The sequence below is a fragment of the Sphingobacterium thalpophilum genome (genome assembly GCF_901482695.1).
Lineage (GTDB): Bacteria > Bacteroidota > Bacteroidia > Sphingobacteriales > Sphingobacteriaceae > Sphingobacterium > Sphingobacterium thalpophilum.
Window position 1 is genome coordinate 2,876,791 of record NZ_LR590484.1, and the last position, 17,365, is coordinate 2,894,155.

20 protein-coding genes and 1 tRNA gene are annotated in these 17,365 nt (G+C 41.0%); 6 read left to right on the forward strand and 15 right to left on the reverse strand.

Translation table 11 applies throughout. The annotated features are described in order from the left end of the window. Nucleotides 1-2: 2 nt before the first annotated feature. A complete protein-coding gene (locus tag FGL37_RS11955; RefSeq protein WP_028070515.1) occupies nt 3-296 on the reverse strand; it encodes a Smr/MutS family protein in 294 nt (97 codons plus the stop codon). Nucleotides 297-341: 45 nt separating this feature from the next. Next, complete coding sequence (locus tag FGL37_RS11960; RefSeq protein WP_028070514.1) at nt 342-761, reverse strand: hypothetical protein; 420 nt, start codon at nt 759-761, stop codon at nt 342-344. Between the two features lie 176 nt (nt 762-937). Between FGL37_RS11960 and FGL37_RS11965 the strand changes: the two genes are divergently transcribed. After that, the gene (locus tag FGL37_RS11965) at nt 938-1,684 is read left to right on the forward strand and encodes a copper homeostasis protein CutC (protein ID WP_028070513.1); all 747 of its coding nucleotides are present in this window, start codon (nt 938-940) and stop codon (nt 1,682-1,684) included. 36 nt (nt 1,685-1,720) lie between these two features. Here FGL37_RS11965 and FGL37_RS11970 read toward each other — a convergent pair whose 3' ends face one another. Continuing rightward, nucleotides 1,721-1,900: a hypothetical protein gene (locus FGL37_RS11970; protein WP_028070512.1), complete on the reverse strand. Its 180-nt coding sequence runs from the start codon at nt 1,898-1,900 to the stop codon at nt 1,721-1,723. Between the two features lie 33 nt (nt 1,901-1,933). Further along, nucleotides 1,934-2,004: transfer RNA gene (locus FGL37_RS11975), tRNA-Cys, on the reverse strand. A gap of 381 nt (nt 2,005-2,385) precedes the next feature. Here FGL37_RS11975 and FGL37_RS11980 point away from each other — a divergent pair. Beyond that, entirely contained in the window at nt 2,386-2,982 is a 597-nt protein-coding gene (locus tag FGL37_RS11980; RefSeq protein ID WP_028070511.1) for a porin family protein, read from the forward strand. Nucleotides 2,983-3,097: 115 nt separating this feature from the next. Further along, complete coding sequence (locus FGL37_RS11985) at nt 3,098-4,231, forward strand: AI-2E family transporter (protein WP_028070510.1); 1,134 nt, start codon at nt 3,098-3,100, stop codon at nt 4,229-4,231. A gap of 163 nt (nt 4,232-4,394) precedes the next feature. Here FGL37_RS11985 and FGL37_RS11990 read toward each other — a convergent pair whose 3' ends face one another. The 5 genes from FGL37_RS11990 to FGL37_RS12010 form a co-directional block, all read right to left on the reverse strand. Continuing rightward, complete coding sequence (locus FGL37_RS11990; protein WP_028070509.1) at nt 4,395-5,246, reverse strand: hypothetical protein; 852 nt, start codon at nt 5,244-5,246, stop codon at nt 4,395-4,397. After that, nucleotides 5,243-5,860: a hypothetical protein gene (locus FGL37_RS11995; protein ID WP_028070508.1), complete on the reverse strand. Its 618-nt coding sequence runs from the start codon at nt 5,858-5,860 to the stop codon at nt 5,243-5,245. The genes FGL37_RS11990 and FGL37_RS11995 overlap by 4 nt, the downstream gene beginning before the upstream one ends. A gap of 978 nt (nt 5,861-6,838) precedes the next feature. After that, the gene (locus FGL37_RS12000) at nt 6,839-7,219 is read right to left on the reverse strand and encodes a hypothetical protein (protein ID WP_028070507.1); all 381 of its coding nucleotides are present in this window, start codon (nt 7,217-7,219) and stop codon (nt 6,839-6,841) included. Between the two features lie 306 nt (nt 7,220-7,525). Further along, entirely contained in the window at nt 7,526-7,816 is a 291-nt protein-coding gene (locus FGL37_RS12005) for a helix-turn-helix domain-containing protein (RefSeq protein WP_028070505.1), read from the reverse strand. Then, nucleotides 7,806-8,159 (reverse strand): type II toxin-antitoxin system RelE/ParE family toxin, encoded by a 354-nt coding sequence (locus FGL37_RS12010; protein WP_028070504.1) that lies wholly within the window; start codon nt 8,157-8,159, stop codon nt 7,806-7,808. Before FGL37_RS12010 ends, FGL37_RS12005 begins: the two co-directional genes overlap by 11 nt. A gap of 309 nt (nt 8,160-8,468) precedes the next feature. Here FGL37_RS12010 and FGL37_RS12015 point away from each other — a divergent pair, with 309 nt between their 5' ends. Together FGL37_RS12015 and FGL37_RS12020 are read left to right on the forward strand one after the other, a co-directional pair. After that, nucleotides 8,469-8,651 carry a hypothetical protein gene (locus tag FGL37_RS12015; protein ID WP_028070502.1) on the forward strand — a complete coding sequence of 61 codons (183 nt, stop codon included), beginning with the start codon at nt 8,469-8,471 and terminating at the stop codon, nt 8,649-8,651. 795 nt (nt 8,652-9,446) lie between these two features. Next, complete coding sequence (locus tag FGL37_RS12020) at nt 9,447-10,058, forward strand: porin family protein (RefSeq protein WP_051607005.1); 612 nt, start codon at nt 9,447-9,449, stop codon at nt 10,056-10,058. A gap of 74 nt (nt 10,059-10,132) precedes the next feature. Here the strand turns inward: FGL37_RS12020 and rpsJ are convergent, their stop codons facing one another. The 5 genes from rpsJ to FGL37_RS25380 all read right to left on the reverse strand — a co-directional run bounded on the left by rpsJ (nt 10,133) and on the right by FGL37_RS25380 (nt 14,051). Next, nucleotides 10,133-10,438, reverse strand: coding sequence for a 30S ribosomal protein S10 (gene rpsJ / locus FGL37_RS12025; RefSeq protein ID WP_028070501.1), 306 nt, complete (start codon nt 10,436-10,438; stop codon nt 10,133-10,135). Nucleotides 10,439-10,514: 76 nt separating this feature from the next. Further along, nucleotides 10,515-12,638 carry an elongation factor G gene (fusA, locus tag FGL37_RS12030; protein ID WP_028070500.1) on the reverse strand — a complete coding sequence of 708 codons (2,124 nt, stop codon included), beginning with the start codon at nt 12,636-12,638 and terminating at the stop codon, nt 10,515-10,517. Between the two features lie 134 nt (nt 12,639-12,772). Beyond that, entirely contained in the window at nt 12,773-13,240 is a 468-nt protein-coding gene (rpsG, locus tag FGL37_RS12035) for a 30S ribosomal protein S7 (RefSeq protein ID WP_028070499.1), read from the reverse strand. Between the two features lie 19 nt (nt 13,241-13,259). Beyond that, nucleotides 13,260-13,673: a 30S ribosomal protein S12 gene (gene rpsL, locus FGL37_RS12040; RefSeq protein ID WP_002993550.1), complete on the reverse strand. Its 414-nt coding sequence runs from the start codon at nt 13,671-13,673 to the stop codon at nt 13,260-13,262. A 210-nt stretch (nt 13,674-13,883) separates the two neighbouring features. Beyond that, nucleotides 13,884-14,051, reverse strand: a complete 168-nt coding sequence (locus tag FGL37_RS25380; RefSeq protein WP_160169505.1) for a hypothetical protein — start codon at nt 14,049-14,051, stop codon at nt 13,884-13,886. Nucleotides 14,052-14,506: 455 nt separating this feature from the next. Here FGL37_RS25380 and FGL37_RS12045 point away from each other — a divergent pair, with 455 nt between their 5' ends. Continuing rightward, a complete protein-coding gene (locus FGL37_RS12045) occupies nt 14,507-14,986 on the forward strand; it encodes a hypothetical protein (protein ID WP_028070497.1) in 480 nt (159 codons plus the stop codon). Between the two features lie 77 nt (nt 14,987-15,063). Here the strand turns inward: FGL37_RS12045 and rnr are convergent, their stop codons facing one another. Next, a complete protein-coding gene (rnr, locus tag FGL37_RS12050; protein WP_028070496.1) occupies nt 15,064-17,196 on the reverse strand; it encodes a ribonuclease R in 2,133 nt (710 codons plus the stop codon). Nucleotides 17,197-17,365 lie beyond the last annotated feature (169 nt).

A 17,365-nucleotide genomic window follows, 5' to 3' on the forward strand; every position in this document is an offset into this window, starting at 1 on the left:
GCTTATATACCGATGACCACCACGACAATATCTTCATTCTGATAAGAAGTGTAATACCGTTCGATCGAACCAGCTTCCTTATATTGCTGCAGTTCCTTAAACACCAATTTCTTTAATATTCCTTTGCCTTTGCCGTGAATAAATTTGATTTCATTCATTTCCCAATAAATGGCGGCGTCGAGATTTGATCTTAAATAGTCAACGGATTCTAGCAGGAGCTCGTCGGCAGAGTAGTCTTCCCAATCATCAAGAAAAGCGGTAGCATGGAGATCAACGATAGCTGGTGGTTTGCGCATGATTCAATATTTTACAATGCTGCAAATGTAAAATAAAAGGAGGACTTAGCAGGTCAGATCCGCTGTAAAAAAGACAGCATTGGCAAACTTTTCATGCCAGTGTTTGATAATGGCAGCAACTTCGTATTCTTCTTCCTCTGCATGTTGTAGCATCAGTCCTTCGAGTGACTGCAGCAGCTGTCCGAGGTCCAAGAAGAAGCCGTCGAAGTCTCTGAAAGCTGCTACAGTCTCGCGGACGAGCAGCAGACTGTCATGCCTAAGCGATATAATATCGTGGCGGGAGGCGATGCGGTCCAAAAGCCATTCTTTCTGGAAATCAGAAGCGATATGGCGATCACAGGCCTGATTAAACAGCAGCTCGAATTCGACCATCTGATTTTTTAAACTGCGGATTGCATCTTGCAGTTCTTCGAAGGTACTGATGATCTTTTCCTGGGTTTCCATATTTTTCGATATTATAGCCATGATCTTTACTTAAAGTTTATATATTGTTGGTTTTTAATAATTTAAATAAAAGCATGTAAGGTATATACAAACGGTTTACAAAAATGTTTGGATGATTTGAGTGATATCTGTTTAGAGAAGTGCTTTTTTTTTGCGTTATTCGCGGAGCGTTGTATGGTGTTTAATCGTAAAATCGGATGAAAGAAAAAGCAATTGGAAATTATCAGTTAGAAATATGTGCCAACTCTGTGGCTTCCGCTATCGAGGCCGAAAGGGGCGGAGCTTCGCGTGTGGAATTTTGTCAGAATCTGGAAAACGGTGGTACAACTCCCTCGTATGGGCAGCTTAAACTCGTAAAAGAAAGGGTTAATATCGGTATTCATGTGCTTATCCGGCCGCGTGGTGGCGATTTTCTATATACCGAAGAAGAAATCCAGGAGATGATCACAGATATCCAGATCTGCAAAGAGCTGGGAATGGATGGTGTCGTCATAGGTATTCTAAATGCGGACGGTACAGTAGACAAGGATAATACCAAGCGTCTGATAGAAGCTGCTCGTCCTATGCATGTGACCTTTCACCGTGCGTTTGATCGGGTCGCCGATGCATTGGGATCTCTGGACGATATCATTGCTTTGGGGATCGACCGCATATTGACTTCGGGCTTACAGAATACGGCTGTTCAGGGAATTCCGTTATTGAAGCAGCTGGTCGAGCGCGCCAATGGCCGCATTGTCATTATGCCGGGGGCAGGAGTGGATGCTTCCAATATTCTACAGATCCTACAGGAGACGGGGGCAATTGCTATTCACAGTTCGGCAAAGGAAAGCCAGCCTTCCAAGATGAGTTTTTCGCAGAGCCAGGTACAGGGGATGGACGAAGCGCAGTGGATGAGCTCAAAAGAAAAAGTCCACCAGATGGTGGACCTATTAAAAAGCCTTTAAAGTGTATACTTTAAAGGCTGCTAATTTTTTCTCTAATTATTTAGCTTCTGCAGCTAATTTGTTTAAGATAGCATCGTTTTTAACGATTTGGCTGCTAGCTTTCATTTTTGATCTGGAACCCAACTCGATGTTACTTCCCAATTTCAAAAACTGAACCTCAACACGTGAAACAGTTTTATTTCTTCTATCTTTTCTTTTTAAACGTGTAACTCCCATTTTGATAATATTTTTATTGTTTAAAATAAAACGAGGTCGGAAGCGGATTCGAACCGCTGTAGGAGGTTTTGCAGACCTCAGCCTAGCCACTCGGCCATCCGACCCTATTTTTTCCTTTTGAAGGTCTGCAAAAATAAAACTTATAATTGGAATTAAAAAATCTTTGTGATAAAACTTTTTGTTCTGTGATCATTATTCTGAAAACCAAGCTTGTAATTTTCGACGCACCCACTCCTCTCTCTCATTTTTTAATTGTCTGCTTCTTTGTCTGCCAGCATGTGGATAAGTAGCAATATAGGCAACTCATTGTATCTTTTAGAGGACATTCAAAACAAATCTGGCACGAGTTTTTTCATTTGTTTTGATGTGGATATGAATAGTTTACGGATTTTGGAATAGATATTGCAAATGGCACTGTAATAAATCTCATACAGGAAATTATGAGAGTAAGTAGCAAAAGAAGAACGTAAATTAAATTAGGAAACATGAAAAAATTATTATTATCTGCAGCAATTTTATTTGGTTCATTAGGAGCTTTCGCACAAGGTGGATTGGGATATGGGCTCCGTGCGGGTGTAAACATTCCTAAATATTCGACAAGTTTGGGAGATACTAAATCCAATACAGGTTTTTTTGTAACGGGTTACTTGGACGCTCCTGTATCACCCTATTTTTCCATTCAGCCAGGGTTGTCTTTACAGAGCAAAGGAGCAAAATGGCTGGAGACGTCTAATGGAGATCTTAAAGAAAATATCATGACTTTAGATATACCCGTAAACGCAGTAGCTAAATTCCCTACTGGTGGATCCGGTAATTTCTTTATCGGAGCTGGACCTTATGTAGGTTTCGCTTTAAGCGGTAAATATAAAGCAGATGGCAAAGATTGGGATGTGAAATTTGGTAGCGGAGATGACGATAATTTAAAACGTACCGATTTTGGTGTAAACTTCTTAGCAGGTTATCAATTGACCAATGGCTTCCAGATCAATGCTGGTTATGGCTTAGGTTTGACCAATTTAGCACCGGATAATGGTTCAATTAAAAACCGCGTCTGGTCAATCGGTATCGGTTTTGGATTATAAGAAATGTAAGTATTAAACTTATTATGAGGAAAGAGTCCCTACGTTTGTGGGGACTTTTTTATTGATTTAAACTTTAGTCGGCTGAAATTGTTATTTTTATTCAAAAGATTGCTACATGAAAAGATTTCTTCCTTTACCCTTTTATGTCAAGTTGGCTTGTGTATTGATCAGCATCCTATTGTTAGGTTATCTGGCTAAAATCGGAGACACAATCCTGATACCGATGATTCTGGGACTTTTATTCGCCTTATTACTGATCCCACTGAGCAATTTTATGGAGCGAAAACTTCGTTTTCCGCGTACCTTGGCGGGGATTCTGAGTGTGATCTTATTTTTTGGTCTGCTGGGCTATGGGCTTTTTCTGCTAGCCTCGCAGCTGACCATGCTTAAGGAGGACTTCCCAGCCTTTAAGCAGCAGATTATGGATGGGGTGGGCAATTTGCAGACCTGGGTAAGTCAGCAGTTTGGTATACAGCACAAGGATCAGATGGACTTCATCAACAAGACCGCTTCCAAATCCGTGGATTCGGGAACGCTGTTTTTAGGAACGGCCTTGGTCTCGCTTTCCTCTATGTTTATTTTATTTGTTTTTACTTTTCTCTACACGTTTTTCCTGCTTATTTATCGGGGGCATATCGTCAAGTTTCTGTTGTTCGTTAACAGGGTCGAAGACCGGCCGATTGTTGTGGATGTTGTCCAACAGGTTCAGTACGTCGTCAAGAAGTATCTTATCGGTCTGTTGATCCAGATGAGTTTGGTCGCACTGCTGGTCTTTGTTGTGCTTTCATTGATCGGCGTAAAATATAGCCTGCTTTTGGCGTTGATTACCGGTGTGTTCAATGTATTGCCGTATGTCGGCATTTTCTCCTCAATGCTGATCATCGCTATTCTGACTTTTGCGACATCCTCTCTTACGCATGTGGTACTGGTCGTCCTCGCCTTGATTATCGTGCATATGATCGACAGCAATTTTATAGTTCCGAAGATTGTAGGATCTAAAGTGAAGGTCAATTCCTTATTTGCCATGCTTTCCATTATTATTGGCGAAATGATCTGGGGAATTTCGGGTATGTTTTTGGCTATTCCTATCCTGGCTATTGTGAAGATTGTGATGGACCGGATCAGAGAACTCAAACCCTGGGGATTCCTGTTGGGTGAAGAAGACAGCAAGGATGAGGTGTATAAGGACCTGTTCGACAGTCTTAATCCAATTGAACAGAAAATCATTGAAAAAGAAGGTGAGGCCTGAGGTGTCTTTTATACAACACTGCGCTACAAATTTTTATCCGTAGAACAATCCCCATCACGTTGTAAAGGCGTGCAAAGCTTTATTTTGATTTAACCTGTACCACGGAAAATGACGTTACCTGCGTAAACCGATTTTTTTGAAACCATTCTGTTCAAATATAGTCCTACGGTGTAATGACCATATCGCCATCCTTTAAATTGGTTCCACTGATCCAGATCGGCCTTAGGAAATCTTCTTTTGTGATAGGGGCGGTCATATAACTGCGTATAATCTGAAAAGGATCTCCGTCAAAAAGGTTTATTTCTTTTGTATCCGAAACCTGGAAATGTATCGTTGAATTTGCCAAAATTGCCTCTTCTTGTTCCGTGAGTGCTCTTTTAAAATACTTTTTATCTACCAGATTTTTTATCGTTTCATAATCTGCGTCAGATTCAATGAAAATAGATGCAGCCCGGCCAAAGGTGATTTCATCGACATACATTAAATCTTTTAGATCGAGGCCTGTCATAGCCGGATGTGCTTTCGCTTTGACAATATCGGTCACGCATGTCAGACTGTAAATCAGATTTGTAAAACTGGCAGCGTATAGGTATTTGGAGCCTTTGGATTTTGGATTAACAGCGAGCATGATTTCGGGATTGATTTTTTGACCAAAGACTGCTCCCAATTTATCATAAGATGCCACCTTTTGAACCTTGGGTATGGACTCACTGACTATTGTTGACAGATCCTCGCCCTCGATCTGCTTAAGGATAAAATTTGTCATCGCAGATTTACTCGGAACGACTACCTCATCAGCTGATGGTATTACAATGTTTATCGTCGGAAGGTTGGAGGCTTCTATAAATTCATAGTTATCCTTATGGAGAGAGCTGATCTTCATGATGGCACCTATGTACAATTTGTCAAGATTTTTATTCAGGAAAAACCGATTAGATTCGTCACTGATTTCCTGCGCCAAAGCATTGAAGCAAAACAGGTGCAATAATAATAGTAGTAATAGTTTTATTCTCATGGCTTTTTATTTTCGGCTACATAAATCGTCTCGATCTTTAGCCAGATCGTAGTCATATTAGCACGGCTTTTCTCACTCAATATTTCGTTTATAGACAATGGGTTATATAGCTGACCGGTACGTAATGCATTGGAATTTTCGCTTTTTATTTGGCTGTTGTAAAGCACAATATTTAAGAGAAGTTCATCTTTATCGTTTTTGCTGGCAAAGTGTTTCCAATCCCTGGCTTGATCCCCGTAGATAAATAATTTTTCTTTTTCCCATTTTATTTTATATGATTCGGTATAGCCGCCAAGTTTGGAAATAAACAATGAATCCTCTTTGAAGATTATCGTCTGAGGCCGGAAATATCTGGGGCGGTTTTTGAAATTTTTTTCTTGTTCATTTTGTCCGAATGAGGATTTCAAAGCATCGTTTTGATAAAGGCTGAATTCCAATTGGCGTTCAGAGCTGTAAACATAATTTGAAGCCTTTGTGGCATCGGGCACCTTTTCAGGTTCTGGTTTTTGTTCTCGGTCTGGAATTTCAGGAGCCGATTTTGTACAGGATTGAAATGTCAGGAACCCTAGAAAAAGTAAAAGAATATTCCGAGTGTGGACTAAAGATATTTTCATTATTTAAAGTTCAATTGTTAATAACTTTTCGTTTTCTTGTTATATGGCGTAAATTATTCCTAAATATAATAATTAAAAGTAAAGTAACAAATATAAATTGTATGTCCACCTGGACTTCGCATCAAGCGGGGCTACTGCCGTTTAATTTGCTCGCGAGACCGATCAACCGCACAAACATACGCCTGCAGCCGCCAGAAAATGGAATAAGCAATGCCTATAGACGGGTAAAGAAATAAATACTGTATTTTTTCGTTTCGCGTTTTTTGGGGCTTGAAAGATCTGCCACAGACTGCAGGTCGTTTGATACAGACGCTAATCAGTTTGATCTAAACTCCTTACTTTTTATCAGACACACCTGGAAGTTTATCCAAAAATACAAGCAGTATACGGCATACTGTCCCCTGCTTATTATAGATTCAAAGTAGTTTGTTGTAAACTGCAAGTATTTTGCCCCCGCTTCATAATAGTTTACTTAAGAATACTTAAAGGATGGTAGAAACTTGGTACAGTATATTGTAAACTGTAGACAATTTGCCGCTGCCTCATGTTAGTTTACTCCAAAGAGGATGCAATCTGTCATTATTGACAAGGAGACAAGGACAGACTGCTTACCGCCCGTAACATACGTATAGTAGTCTGAGTCTTACAAAGATGTCTGTGTTAGAATTTTGAACGGCGATATCTGCCTTTAGTGGCCAGTAAGGCTTTGACTATATTGCGCTGAAAGAACCCGTTGATCTTGACGAAAGACATGGGTTGCTCAGTCAAACACAGACAGGCAAAGCGGGATGACTGTGGCATCCATCAAAAGTACTTTGCATTTCAGCATGCACAGTTCTGAGCGAAGATGCGTCTGCGTCTGCCGGCGTATGTCCAATAACCGAACATACAGGTCACTAGGCGACAAGCGCTGGAGGAGATTAAAGTATAATACCTTTTTTCCACTGTGAGCGTGAGCTCAAACTTAGGATCCACAGATTAACAATCCTCCGCATCTTCAGAATTTTCCATCTTCCAATACCTCAACACCCCATCAATAGAATCCTTTTGCAGAAGAGAAAGACGGCTACCACATAGAATTTTCATGCATTTTTCGATGTCACTGACGCGGAATTTAATAGATGACTGCGTTTTAAGTTTCTTGAATATATCTAAAGCATCGCGCTTTTGGTCAAAATAACTTTGTTCAATCCAACCCTTTAAAATTTCGAGAACGGGTTTGTTGGTTTTCCGGGTGCTCCCTTTAGGAGCATTCTTCTTTTTCCGGATGATGCGAGTACCTTGTCCTGTTTCAGAGTAGACTATATGCGAAAAACCTTTGTAACCGTCTTCGTCAATTTCCTGCGTATGGTACAGCATAATGTTTCCAGGCTCAGTTCCGTTTACTAAAATTTTTGAAAATGGGCAATGTAGGAGAAAGGGGAGCAGGTCGAGCTGATCTTCATGGAAGCGATTCTTGTCCTTCGGTTTTTATTATAAAGCTGAAGACGTAATTGTTAGGTTTGCCGAGAAGGAAAGAAAGCTCATCATCGCCCATACCTATCTCATTCAATCGTTCGATTACTTGGCAGATGATGACATAGTCCATCCTCGACATAATCACGTCTGGCTTTTCAGATTTGTGAATAAATGGTCTCTCAATAATTTCGATCAAGGTTGAGAACGTTAAAACTCAATGGATATTTTCACTTTGCCGCCAAGTCCTTTTTCGACAATGTCGAAAAGCGTTTTTAAGGTAATGTTACTTCCATTATTCTCAACCCTGGAAATATACTCACGTTTTTTATCGATAAGCTGTGCAAGCTCGGATTGGGTAATGTGTCTTTCTTCACGCGCCTTTTTAAGGAGCAGGCCAATTTTAAATGCTTCAAAGTCTCTATCAAGTTCATCTCTTCTTTGCGTGCCAACTTTTCCGTAGACGTCATCTTTAATATTTTTCCAGCTCTTAGTTTCCATCTTCTGTATCTTTTTGTTTATAATATTCAGCCATGATATTTAGTGCTTTGTCGATCTGATTCTTTGGCGTCTTCTGTGTCTTTTTTTGAAATCCATTCATTAAGACAACCAGTTTATCGCCGTCGAAAAAACAGAATACACGCCATATATTGGAGCCAAGCTGAATCCTTGCTTCATACAACCCACTAGTTCCAGTTAAATGTTTTAAATAATTACTTGGAACCCGTTCGAGAGTTTCAATAGCTTCAATTATTTTAAAGATCTTGTCCTGCACCTTTTGGGGCTGGCTTAAAAGGAAGTCTTCGAAATAATTTTTAAAAGCGATAACTTCTCTTACTTTCATTTTACAAAGGTAATTTAAAAGTTACTTTTTGCCAAATTTTTATCCATGTGTTTTAGAGTATTCTTCCCAAACACGTTTGATAACTTCTTTTTCTACAGCATCTTTCGGGGATAGATGTTGATACAATTTGTTTAGATCGTTGAGACTCTCAGCATATTTGGAAACTTTAATTCCCTCAAATACTTTATGAACAAAAGAAGGGTCTGATAAGCAAACAATTGTCTTGATCTGCAATAGTAATGGAATGAACGTGACCCTTCGATTCCACCGATCCAGGATAATCATCCTCTAAAATATCTTGTTGAACGGTTGGACACGAAGAATTACTATCAGATAACCCGCTGGGAACTGGTGCACCGAAGTGTTGTAAAAGGTTATGAGGTAAATGGCGATAAAAACTTTAGACTGGAGTTAGATTTTCCGCTTGATCAGCAGCTTGTGATCAACAAAGATAAAATCGATGATTTTGCGAAATGGTTGTTGGGATCATGATAAGTAATTTTGAGTTTACCGCATGAAGTACATATAAATGTGTTAAAGCTTTGTCAAGGTATCGGCGGAAGGGAGCAAAGTCAGTGGAGTAGGGCGCGACTTTTAACGATTTCCCAATTAATTCCGGTATTTCTTCTGCCTTTTATGCTGCTGGCTTCGAATTTTCATCGGGAATTCATCGGGCACACTCGATGAATTCCCGATGCCGGCCCGATGAAAACCCGATGAACGGCCGAAGTTGGTCAGGAGTTGGTCGGTACTTAATATACCGTTAAGCTACGGGTAGTGTACGGATAAGGTACCAAAAAGGTACCAAAGAGCTACTGGAGATATACTAAAGAGCTACTAAATAGGTACAGAGATCAGTACCCTTTTGGTAAGTCACTGTCGAAGGTTATGTGCTGCATCAGAGGTACTTCAAAAAAGCGAGTGTCGAATTGAGAAGTGGAGCGGGGCGATACTATAATTGGAGAGCGGCCAGATGCATCGTTTTTGTCGCTGCTTCCTTCGTTACTTGTTCGTCCCATGTTCGGAATCGCTCTACCGTTTCCTTGCCAAATTCTCTATTCCTCCCTTACATAATCGGTAAGCGGAGGATAGGGGAAAAGTAGAGAATGGGCGAATCAGGGGCGAACGTTGTGCGAACAAAAAGCGAATAGGGGCCTAAAGATAGCAGCTTCTATATGCTTGATTTCATTTCCCGACTCGGTCTGAAAATTAATTTCTATTTTTTATTTCTTATTGTAATTCAGGAAATTGTTTTGTATTTTCGTTTTTATATTTAATTTATTTTTAATGAAAAGAAAATTACTATCAATCGCTGCAGCATTATGTTTTATTGTCGGCGCAAAAGCACAAACATCTTATGGTGTTAAGGCAGGTGTTAACTTTGCTAAATTTAAAGTAAGTGGGGGAAATGTGACTTATACTTCGGATGCTACAACCTCCTTTTATGTTACGGGTTATGCAGACATACCGGTCGCTCCGAGTTTTAGTTTACAACCTGGAGTTTCCCTTCAAGGTAAAGGAGGAAAGGCGTCCGCAGGCGAATTTGGTCTGGCCGAGGATGCTAAAGACAACCTGATGTACATAGAAGTTCCTGTAAATTTAGTGTATTACATTCCTACAGGGGATGCGGGAAAAGTCTTTTTTGGGGCGGGTCCTTATGCAGGATTTGGCATACATGCGAAGACCAGTCAAGGAAACCTTAGTGAAAGCGGTAGTTTTAGCGATGCTGGCTTAAAGACGTTTGATGCAGGTTTAAATTTCTTGGGAGGTTACAAACTAACAAATGGATTTCTGATTAACGCCGGTTATGGATTAGGATTAACGAATATGTATAAAGATATTGAGGGTGCCACATCGAAAAACCGCGTATTTTCAGTAGGCGTTGGCTACCAATTCTAAACAGAAACTATAACAAGTAAAAAAAAGGGCTTTTCGAAAGAAAAGCCCTTTTTTTGTTCAGTAATTGAAATCTATCACACTTTGATTTCTACTTCAACGCCTGAAGGCAATTCAAGTTTCATCAAGGCATCAACAGTTTTAGCGTTTGATGAATAGATATCCAACAATCTTTTGTAAGCACACAATTGGAATTGCTCACGTGCTTTTTTGTTAACGTGTGGTGAACGTAATACCGTATAGATTTTTTTCTCAGTAGGCAATGGAATAGGACCACTAACAACTGCACCTGTAGGTTTTACTGTTTTTACGATTTTTTCAGCTGATTTGTCAACCAAATTGTAATCGTAAGATTTCAATTTAATTCTGATTCTTTGGCTCATAGTATATGATATTATTTAAAAATGACCGCTGATTAGAGCTATTAACAACCAGCGGCCGGTTTATTGTTAAGTTCTATTATTCAACAGAACCTTTGATTTTACCTTTTGATTTTGCGATTACTTCCTCAGCAACGTTACGTGGAGCTTCTGCATAGTGATCAAATTCCATTGTAGATGTTGCACGGCCTGAAGTGATTGTACGTAATTGTGTTACGTAACCGAACATTTCAGAAAGTGGAACCAATGCTTTGATTACTTGTGCACCGTTACGTGAATCCAAACCTTGCATTTGACCACGACGACGGTTCAAGTCACCCATGACATCACCCATGTTCTCTTCTGGAGTCAATACTTCAACTTTCATGATTGGCTCCATCAATACTGGCGAACATTTTGGCAATGCCTCACGGTAAGCCATTTTCGCTGCCAATTCGAATGACAAGGAGTCTGAATCGACTGCGTGGAATGAACCGTCGATCAAACGTACTTTCATGCCTGAAAGTTGGTAACCTGCCAATACACCATTGCTCATCGAAACCTCAAATCCTTTTTGAACTGAAGGAATGTATTCTTTAGGAATAGCACCACCCACGATCTCGTTTACGAATTGAAGCGGAGACTTAACAACATCCCAATCCTCGTCAACTGGAGAGATAACAACTTTGATATCTGCGAATTTACCACGACCACCGGATTGTTTTTTGTACACTTCGCGGTGTTCAGTAGTACCGTTGATAGACTCTTTGTAAGCTACCTGAGGAGCTCCTTGGTTAACCTCAACTTTAAACTCACGTTTCAAACGGTCGATCAAGATCTCTAAGTGAAGCTCACCCATACCAGAGATCACTGTTTGACCAGTCTCTTCGTCAGATTTAACTACGAATGTAGGATCCTCTTCCGCTAGTTTGCCTAGAGCAATACCCAACTTATCTACGTCAGCCTGAGTTTTAGGCTCGATCGCCAAACCGATAACCGGCTCAGGGAAAGTCATGGACTCAAGAACGATAGGCGCTTTCTCGTCACAAAGGGTATCACCAGTTTTGATGTCTTTGAAACCTACAACAGCACCGATATCACCAGCCTCGATGAATGGGATAGGGTTTTGTTTGTTTGCGTGCATCTGGAAGATACGGGAGATACGCTCTTTGTTGCCTGAACGTGTGTTCAATACATAAGAACCAGCATCTAACTTACCTGAATAAGCACGGATAAAACATAAACGGCCTACGAATGGGTCAGTCGCAATTTTGAAACCTAAAGCTGCGAAAGGCTCATTAACAGATGGTTTACGCTCGATTTCTTCACCAGTATTTGGGTTAGTACCTTTTACAGCCTCTTGATCCAATGGTGAAGGCAACAACTCCATTACTAAATCCAGCATGGTCTGAACACCTTTGTTTTTGAAAGATGAACCACATACCATAGGAACGATAGCGTTATCCAACACAGCTTTACGTAAAGCGTCTAAGATTTCACGTTCAGTCAATGAATTCGGATCATCGAAGAATTTCTCCATCAATGACTCGTCGTATCCTGCTACTGCTTCCAATAATTTTTCACGGTATTCAGCTACTTCATCAACCATATCATCAGGAATTGGCACTTCGGTAAAAGTCATTCCTTTGTCGTGCTCGTTCCATACGATACCACGGTTGTTGATCAAGTCAACCACACCTTTGAATGTATCTTCTGCACCGATAGGTAACTGTAACGCAACAGCGTCAGAACCTAACATATCTTTCACTTGTTTTACAACTTTCAGGAAGTCTGCTCCGGAACGGTCCATTTTGTTAACGAAACCGATACGAGGCACTTTGTAGTTGTCCGCTAGACGCCAGTTTGTCTCAGATTGAGGCTCAACACCATCAACTGCCGAGAACAAGAATACCAATCCGTCTAATACACGTAATGAACGGTTTACCTCAACCGTGAAATCCACGTGTCCAGGGGTATCGATTACGTTAACTTGGTATTTGTTGCCACGGTAGTTCCAGAATACTGTTGTCGCAGCAGAAGTGATCGTGATACCACGCTCAGCCTCTTGCTCCATCCAGTCCATTGTGGAAGCACCTTCGTGAACTTCACCCAATTTGTGGTTAACACCCGAGTAGTAAAGGATACGCTCAGTTGTTGTAGTTTTACCAGCATCGATGTGCGCAGCGATACCGATATTTCTAGTGAATTTTAAATCTCTTGCCATAATATTTTTAAGCAACTGGCCTGCATGGCCTTATGTGTTTAAATGTAATGTTAAATAAGTACACCGACCTTGATAAAGGATTGTTCGTTTATCGGAGGTCGGTGTAATCATATTTTTTTTGAATGTCTTCAAAATTAGAATCTGAAGTGTGAGAACGCTTTATTAGCTTCCGCCATTTTGTGCGTATCTTCTTTCTTCTTAACAGCAGCACCTTCACCTTTAGAAGCTGAAATGATTTCTCCTGCTAATTTTTCGAACATTGTTTTTTCACCACGTTTGCGAGCGTATGAAATTAACCATTTCATACCTAAAGCGATTTTACGCTCTGGACGAACTTCCATAGGAACTTGGAAGTTAGCACCACCTACACGACGTGATTTAACTTCAACAGAAGGCATAACGTTGTTCAAAGCTTTTTTCCAAGCTTCAAGGCCGTTTTCTTGTGTTTTTTGTTCTACTAATTCTACAGCATCGTAAAAAATATCATAAGCGATAGATTTTTTACCATCTACCATCATGTTGTTTACGAAACGCGTTACCTGAACGTCATTAAACTTTGGATCAGGTAAAATGATTCTCTTTTTTGGTTTTGACTTTCTCATTTTTCTTTCCTCCGTTTAATTATTTCTTTTTACCTTTTGCTGGAGCTGCAGCTGCTTGTCCTGGTTTAGGACGCTTAGTTCCGTATTTAGAACGACGTTGGTTACGACCTGCTACACCTGAAGTATCCAATGCACCACGGATGATGTGGTAACGTACACCTGGTAAATCTTTTACACGACCACCACGGATCAATACGATCGAGTGTTCCTGTAAGTTGTGACCTTCTCCAGGGATGTAAGCGTTGACCTCTTTACCGTTTGTTAAACGTACACGAGCTACTTTACGCATTGCTGAGTTTGGTTTTTTAGGGGTAGTAGTATATACACGTGTACATACACCTCTTCGCTGTGGACATGAGTCCAACGCTGGTGACTTACTCTTGTCAACCAGAGCTACTCTACCTTTTCTAACTAATTGTTGAATAGTAGGCATTTACCTGTTTTTGTTTATAAATTTTATACCTAAATTATTTTAAGTTCGCAAAGATACAGATTCCGTTTTGAATATTAAATAGTTAGTGTATAAAATTTAGATTATTTTTTAGAGATGTCGGATGCCTTTTTCCTCTGGCGAAGCTGTTTTCCCTCCTAGTTTGATGAGTTCGCGCTCCTTCTCGTGCATGCTGTCCTTGGTTTAGATGATTTAGTCGGGTGGAAGTTTCATTTCCCCGTCTGTCGGAATTGGTTCGACGCCCGTTTGTGTCATCCGCCGCAGTAACGAAATGATCCAGTTCACTGTCGAAATGATTCCGCCACCTGTCTGGCCCGTTTTGTCAATGGTTTGGATGATTTCGCCGAGTGGAATTTTCATTTCCCCACATGGAAAAATGATTTCGACACTGGTTTGTCTCAATCCGACATCGCGCAGAATCAATATTTTACTTGGCGAAATGGAGTAAACACAGTGCGGAATGTTTCCTTTTCCGGGAAAGCGCAATAATATGTAAGATTTATCGTGATAATAATGGTGCCCGACCTTGTGCTAACAAGTTTAACCGCTGCTATTGATTAATAGTATGTTGTCAAACAAGGACAATAATAGTGACGTTGTTTAGTCTTGGGACGAAAAAATGAGATTTTATGTTTGACTCGTAAAAATCTTTATTGTTTTGAATACGAGTTGTTCTGTGTTTTTTCTGTGAAAATATTCTTCTACTGGTTTCTGAGTATATTGATATTTTCGCGTGTTTTTGCATCTTTTTGGCAAGACGTTTGTCAAACACGGGCAGATAATTAACAGTAGAAACAAATTAAAGTATTCAAGTTATGAAAATGAAATTAACGTATGCCGCGGTGTTAGGTTTGATGTCGCTTGCTATTGTAGGCTGTTCTAAAGATGATGACCCTAAACCAGTGAATTTTAAAGATCACAATGTGACGGCTACAATTACTTTGTCGAAGGAGTTTAAAAAAGCCGAACAGGATAATTTCAGTGTCACCATCTCAGGCGGAAAAGAGAATGGTACTTTTGTGGATTGGGATGTAAACGGTACAAAAAGGACAGATGATATCGTACATTTAGGTACTGATGATTTTGATGGCGGAAAAACCATCGTGCTTAAATCTTTGGAGAAATTCCAATTTGGCTCCCTGGATTTTGGAGGCTTCGAATTCGGAAACACGCCATATACGGTTACCTGGAAAATTGAAGATAACGGAAAAGTACTGGACGAAGGTAGCAAAGTTGTCGTGAAAGATGCCGATCCTAAATTTTTAAAGATGTTTTCGTTTAATGAAATAGACTAAAACACTTTTCACTATGACATGTAGTGATCACTGCCTCAAAAAAGGAAAAATTTTTTCCTTTTTTGAGGCAGTGAATATTAAGACAACAACGTAAAATCTATCTGCCGTTTGTCTAGATCCACTTTCTTAACGCGGATCTGAACCTCGTCGCCAAGCTGATACTTTTTCTTGCGGCGCTGGCCGATAATCGCATAGTTCTTCTCATCCAACACGTAGAAGTCATCGGTAATATCACGCAGGCGTACCATACCCTCACATTTATTTTCTTCGATCTCCACATACATACCCCATTCGGTCACACCGGATACGATACCGGTGTATTCGGTGCCGATCTGGTCCTGTAGATATTCGGCCTGTTTATATTTGATGGATGCCCGCTCTGCTTCCGCCGCCTTTTTCTCCATCTGTGAAGAATGTTCTGCCATCTTCTCGTAATGTTCAGCATTGATCTTATTGCCTCCATCGAGATAAAACTGCAGCAACCTGTGTACCATCACATCCGGATACCGGCGGATAGGGGACGTGAAATGGGTATAATAGTCAAATGCCAGTCCATAATGACTAGACTTCTTGGTCGTATAGATGGCCTTGGCCATCGAACGCACAGCCAGAGAGGTCAGCATATTCTGTTCTTTGCTGCCTTCAATCTTTGTCATCAGGGCATTCAGAGATTTTGCTGTTTCCTTATCGGTTCTGATCGATAGTTTGTGACCAAAACGGGCGGCAAACTGTGAAAATGTGGTCAGTGTCTCTGGATTGGGCACATCATGGAAACGGTAGACAAAAGTCAGCTTGTTTTTGCCCCGTCCTTGCTTGCCGATAAATTCGGCCACCTTGCGGTTGGCCAGCAGCATGAAGTCTTCGATCAGCTTATGGGCATCTTTACGGACTTTAGTATATACACCTGTAGGCTTACCGTTCTCATCGAGTATAAATTTAACTTCTTCACTTTCAAACGATATAGCGCCATTTTTGAATTTGCGCTCCCGCAGGATATAGGCCAGTTCATTCAGCTTCAGAATCTCAGCGCTAAAGTCCCCTGATTTTGTTTCAATGACTTCCTGTGCTTCCTCATAGGTAAAGCGCCTGTCGGAATGGATAATGGTACGGCCAAACCATTGATGGTGCACATTGGCCTTGTCATCCAGCTCAAACACGGCTGAAAAACAGAGCTTGTCTTCATGGGGACGTAGCGAGCATACGCCATTGGATAGCCTTTCAGGCAGCATCGGAATCACGCGGTCGACCAGATAAACGGAGGTGCCGCGGTCGAAGGCTTCTTTGTCCAGTTCGGTATCCGGCAGTACAAAATGTGAAACGTCAGCAATATGTACCCCAATTTCATAATTGCCATTTTCCAGCTTCTGGAAAGAGATGGCGTCATCAAAATCCTTGGCGTCTGCAGGGTCAATTGTGAATGTGGTGACAGGACGGAAATCGCGTCTTTTGGCAATCTCATCCTTGCTGATCGTATCGGATATTTTATTGGCTTCGGCCTCGACTTTTTTCGGAAACTCCAGTGGAAAACCGAAATCCGCCAGGATGGCATTCATCTCGGTATTGTTCTCGCCCTTGACGCCGAGTACATGCTTCACGGTGCCGACCGGGTTTTTACTGCCGCTAGGCCAGTCGATGATCGATACGACGACTTTTTCTTTGTCCTTGGCGCCATTCAGGTTGTCCAGCGGGATGAAAATGTCATGTAGCATCTTGCGGTCATCGGCAATAAAAAATGCGAAATTGTTGGAAATGCTGATCGTTCCGGTAAAGTCCGTTTTGGCCCGCTGAAGAATCTCCACGACTTCACCTTCTTTTTTGCGTCCTCCTCTTCTTTTCTCAAACGTGTGTACCTTCACGATATCCCCATGCAGGGCCTGTCTTAGCTTGCGGGGCGCAATGTAAATATCGTTCTCAAACTCATCGTCGGGAATCACGTAGGCGGAGCCGTCCGCCGTCATGTCTACTTTTCCGGTCACATAGACTTTGAGTTGTTTCAGGCTGAATTTGCCACGGTCTACTTCGATAAAAAGACCGTTTCGCACATTATCCTGCAAGATGTCGGCAATCGCCGCTTTGGAGTCGCTGTCCGTTAGGTTCAGCTTGGAAGAAACTTGTTTATAGTTGAGGGGCTTGTTGCCTGATTTCTCGAAAATGTCGATAATCAGCTGGGTCAGCACCTCCTTATAGGGATTCTCTTTCTTTGTTTTCATTTACTTTATTTTTATTCAATGTTCAGCCCTCAGGGCTTATGACAGCGCCAGCGCTGACGGCTTATCGATCCATGACTGCCATGACGGGCCACATACAAGGTACAAAAAAAACAGCATACAGCACGATAATAGCTGATCTAATCGGCACATCTTTCGATTCCCAACTATA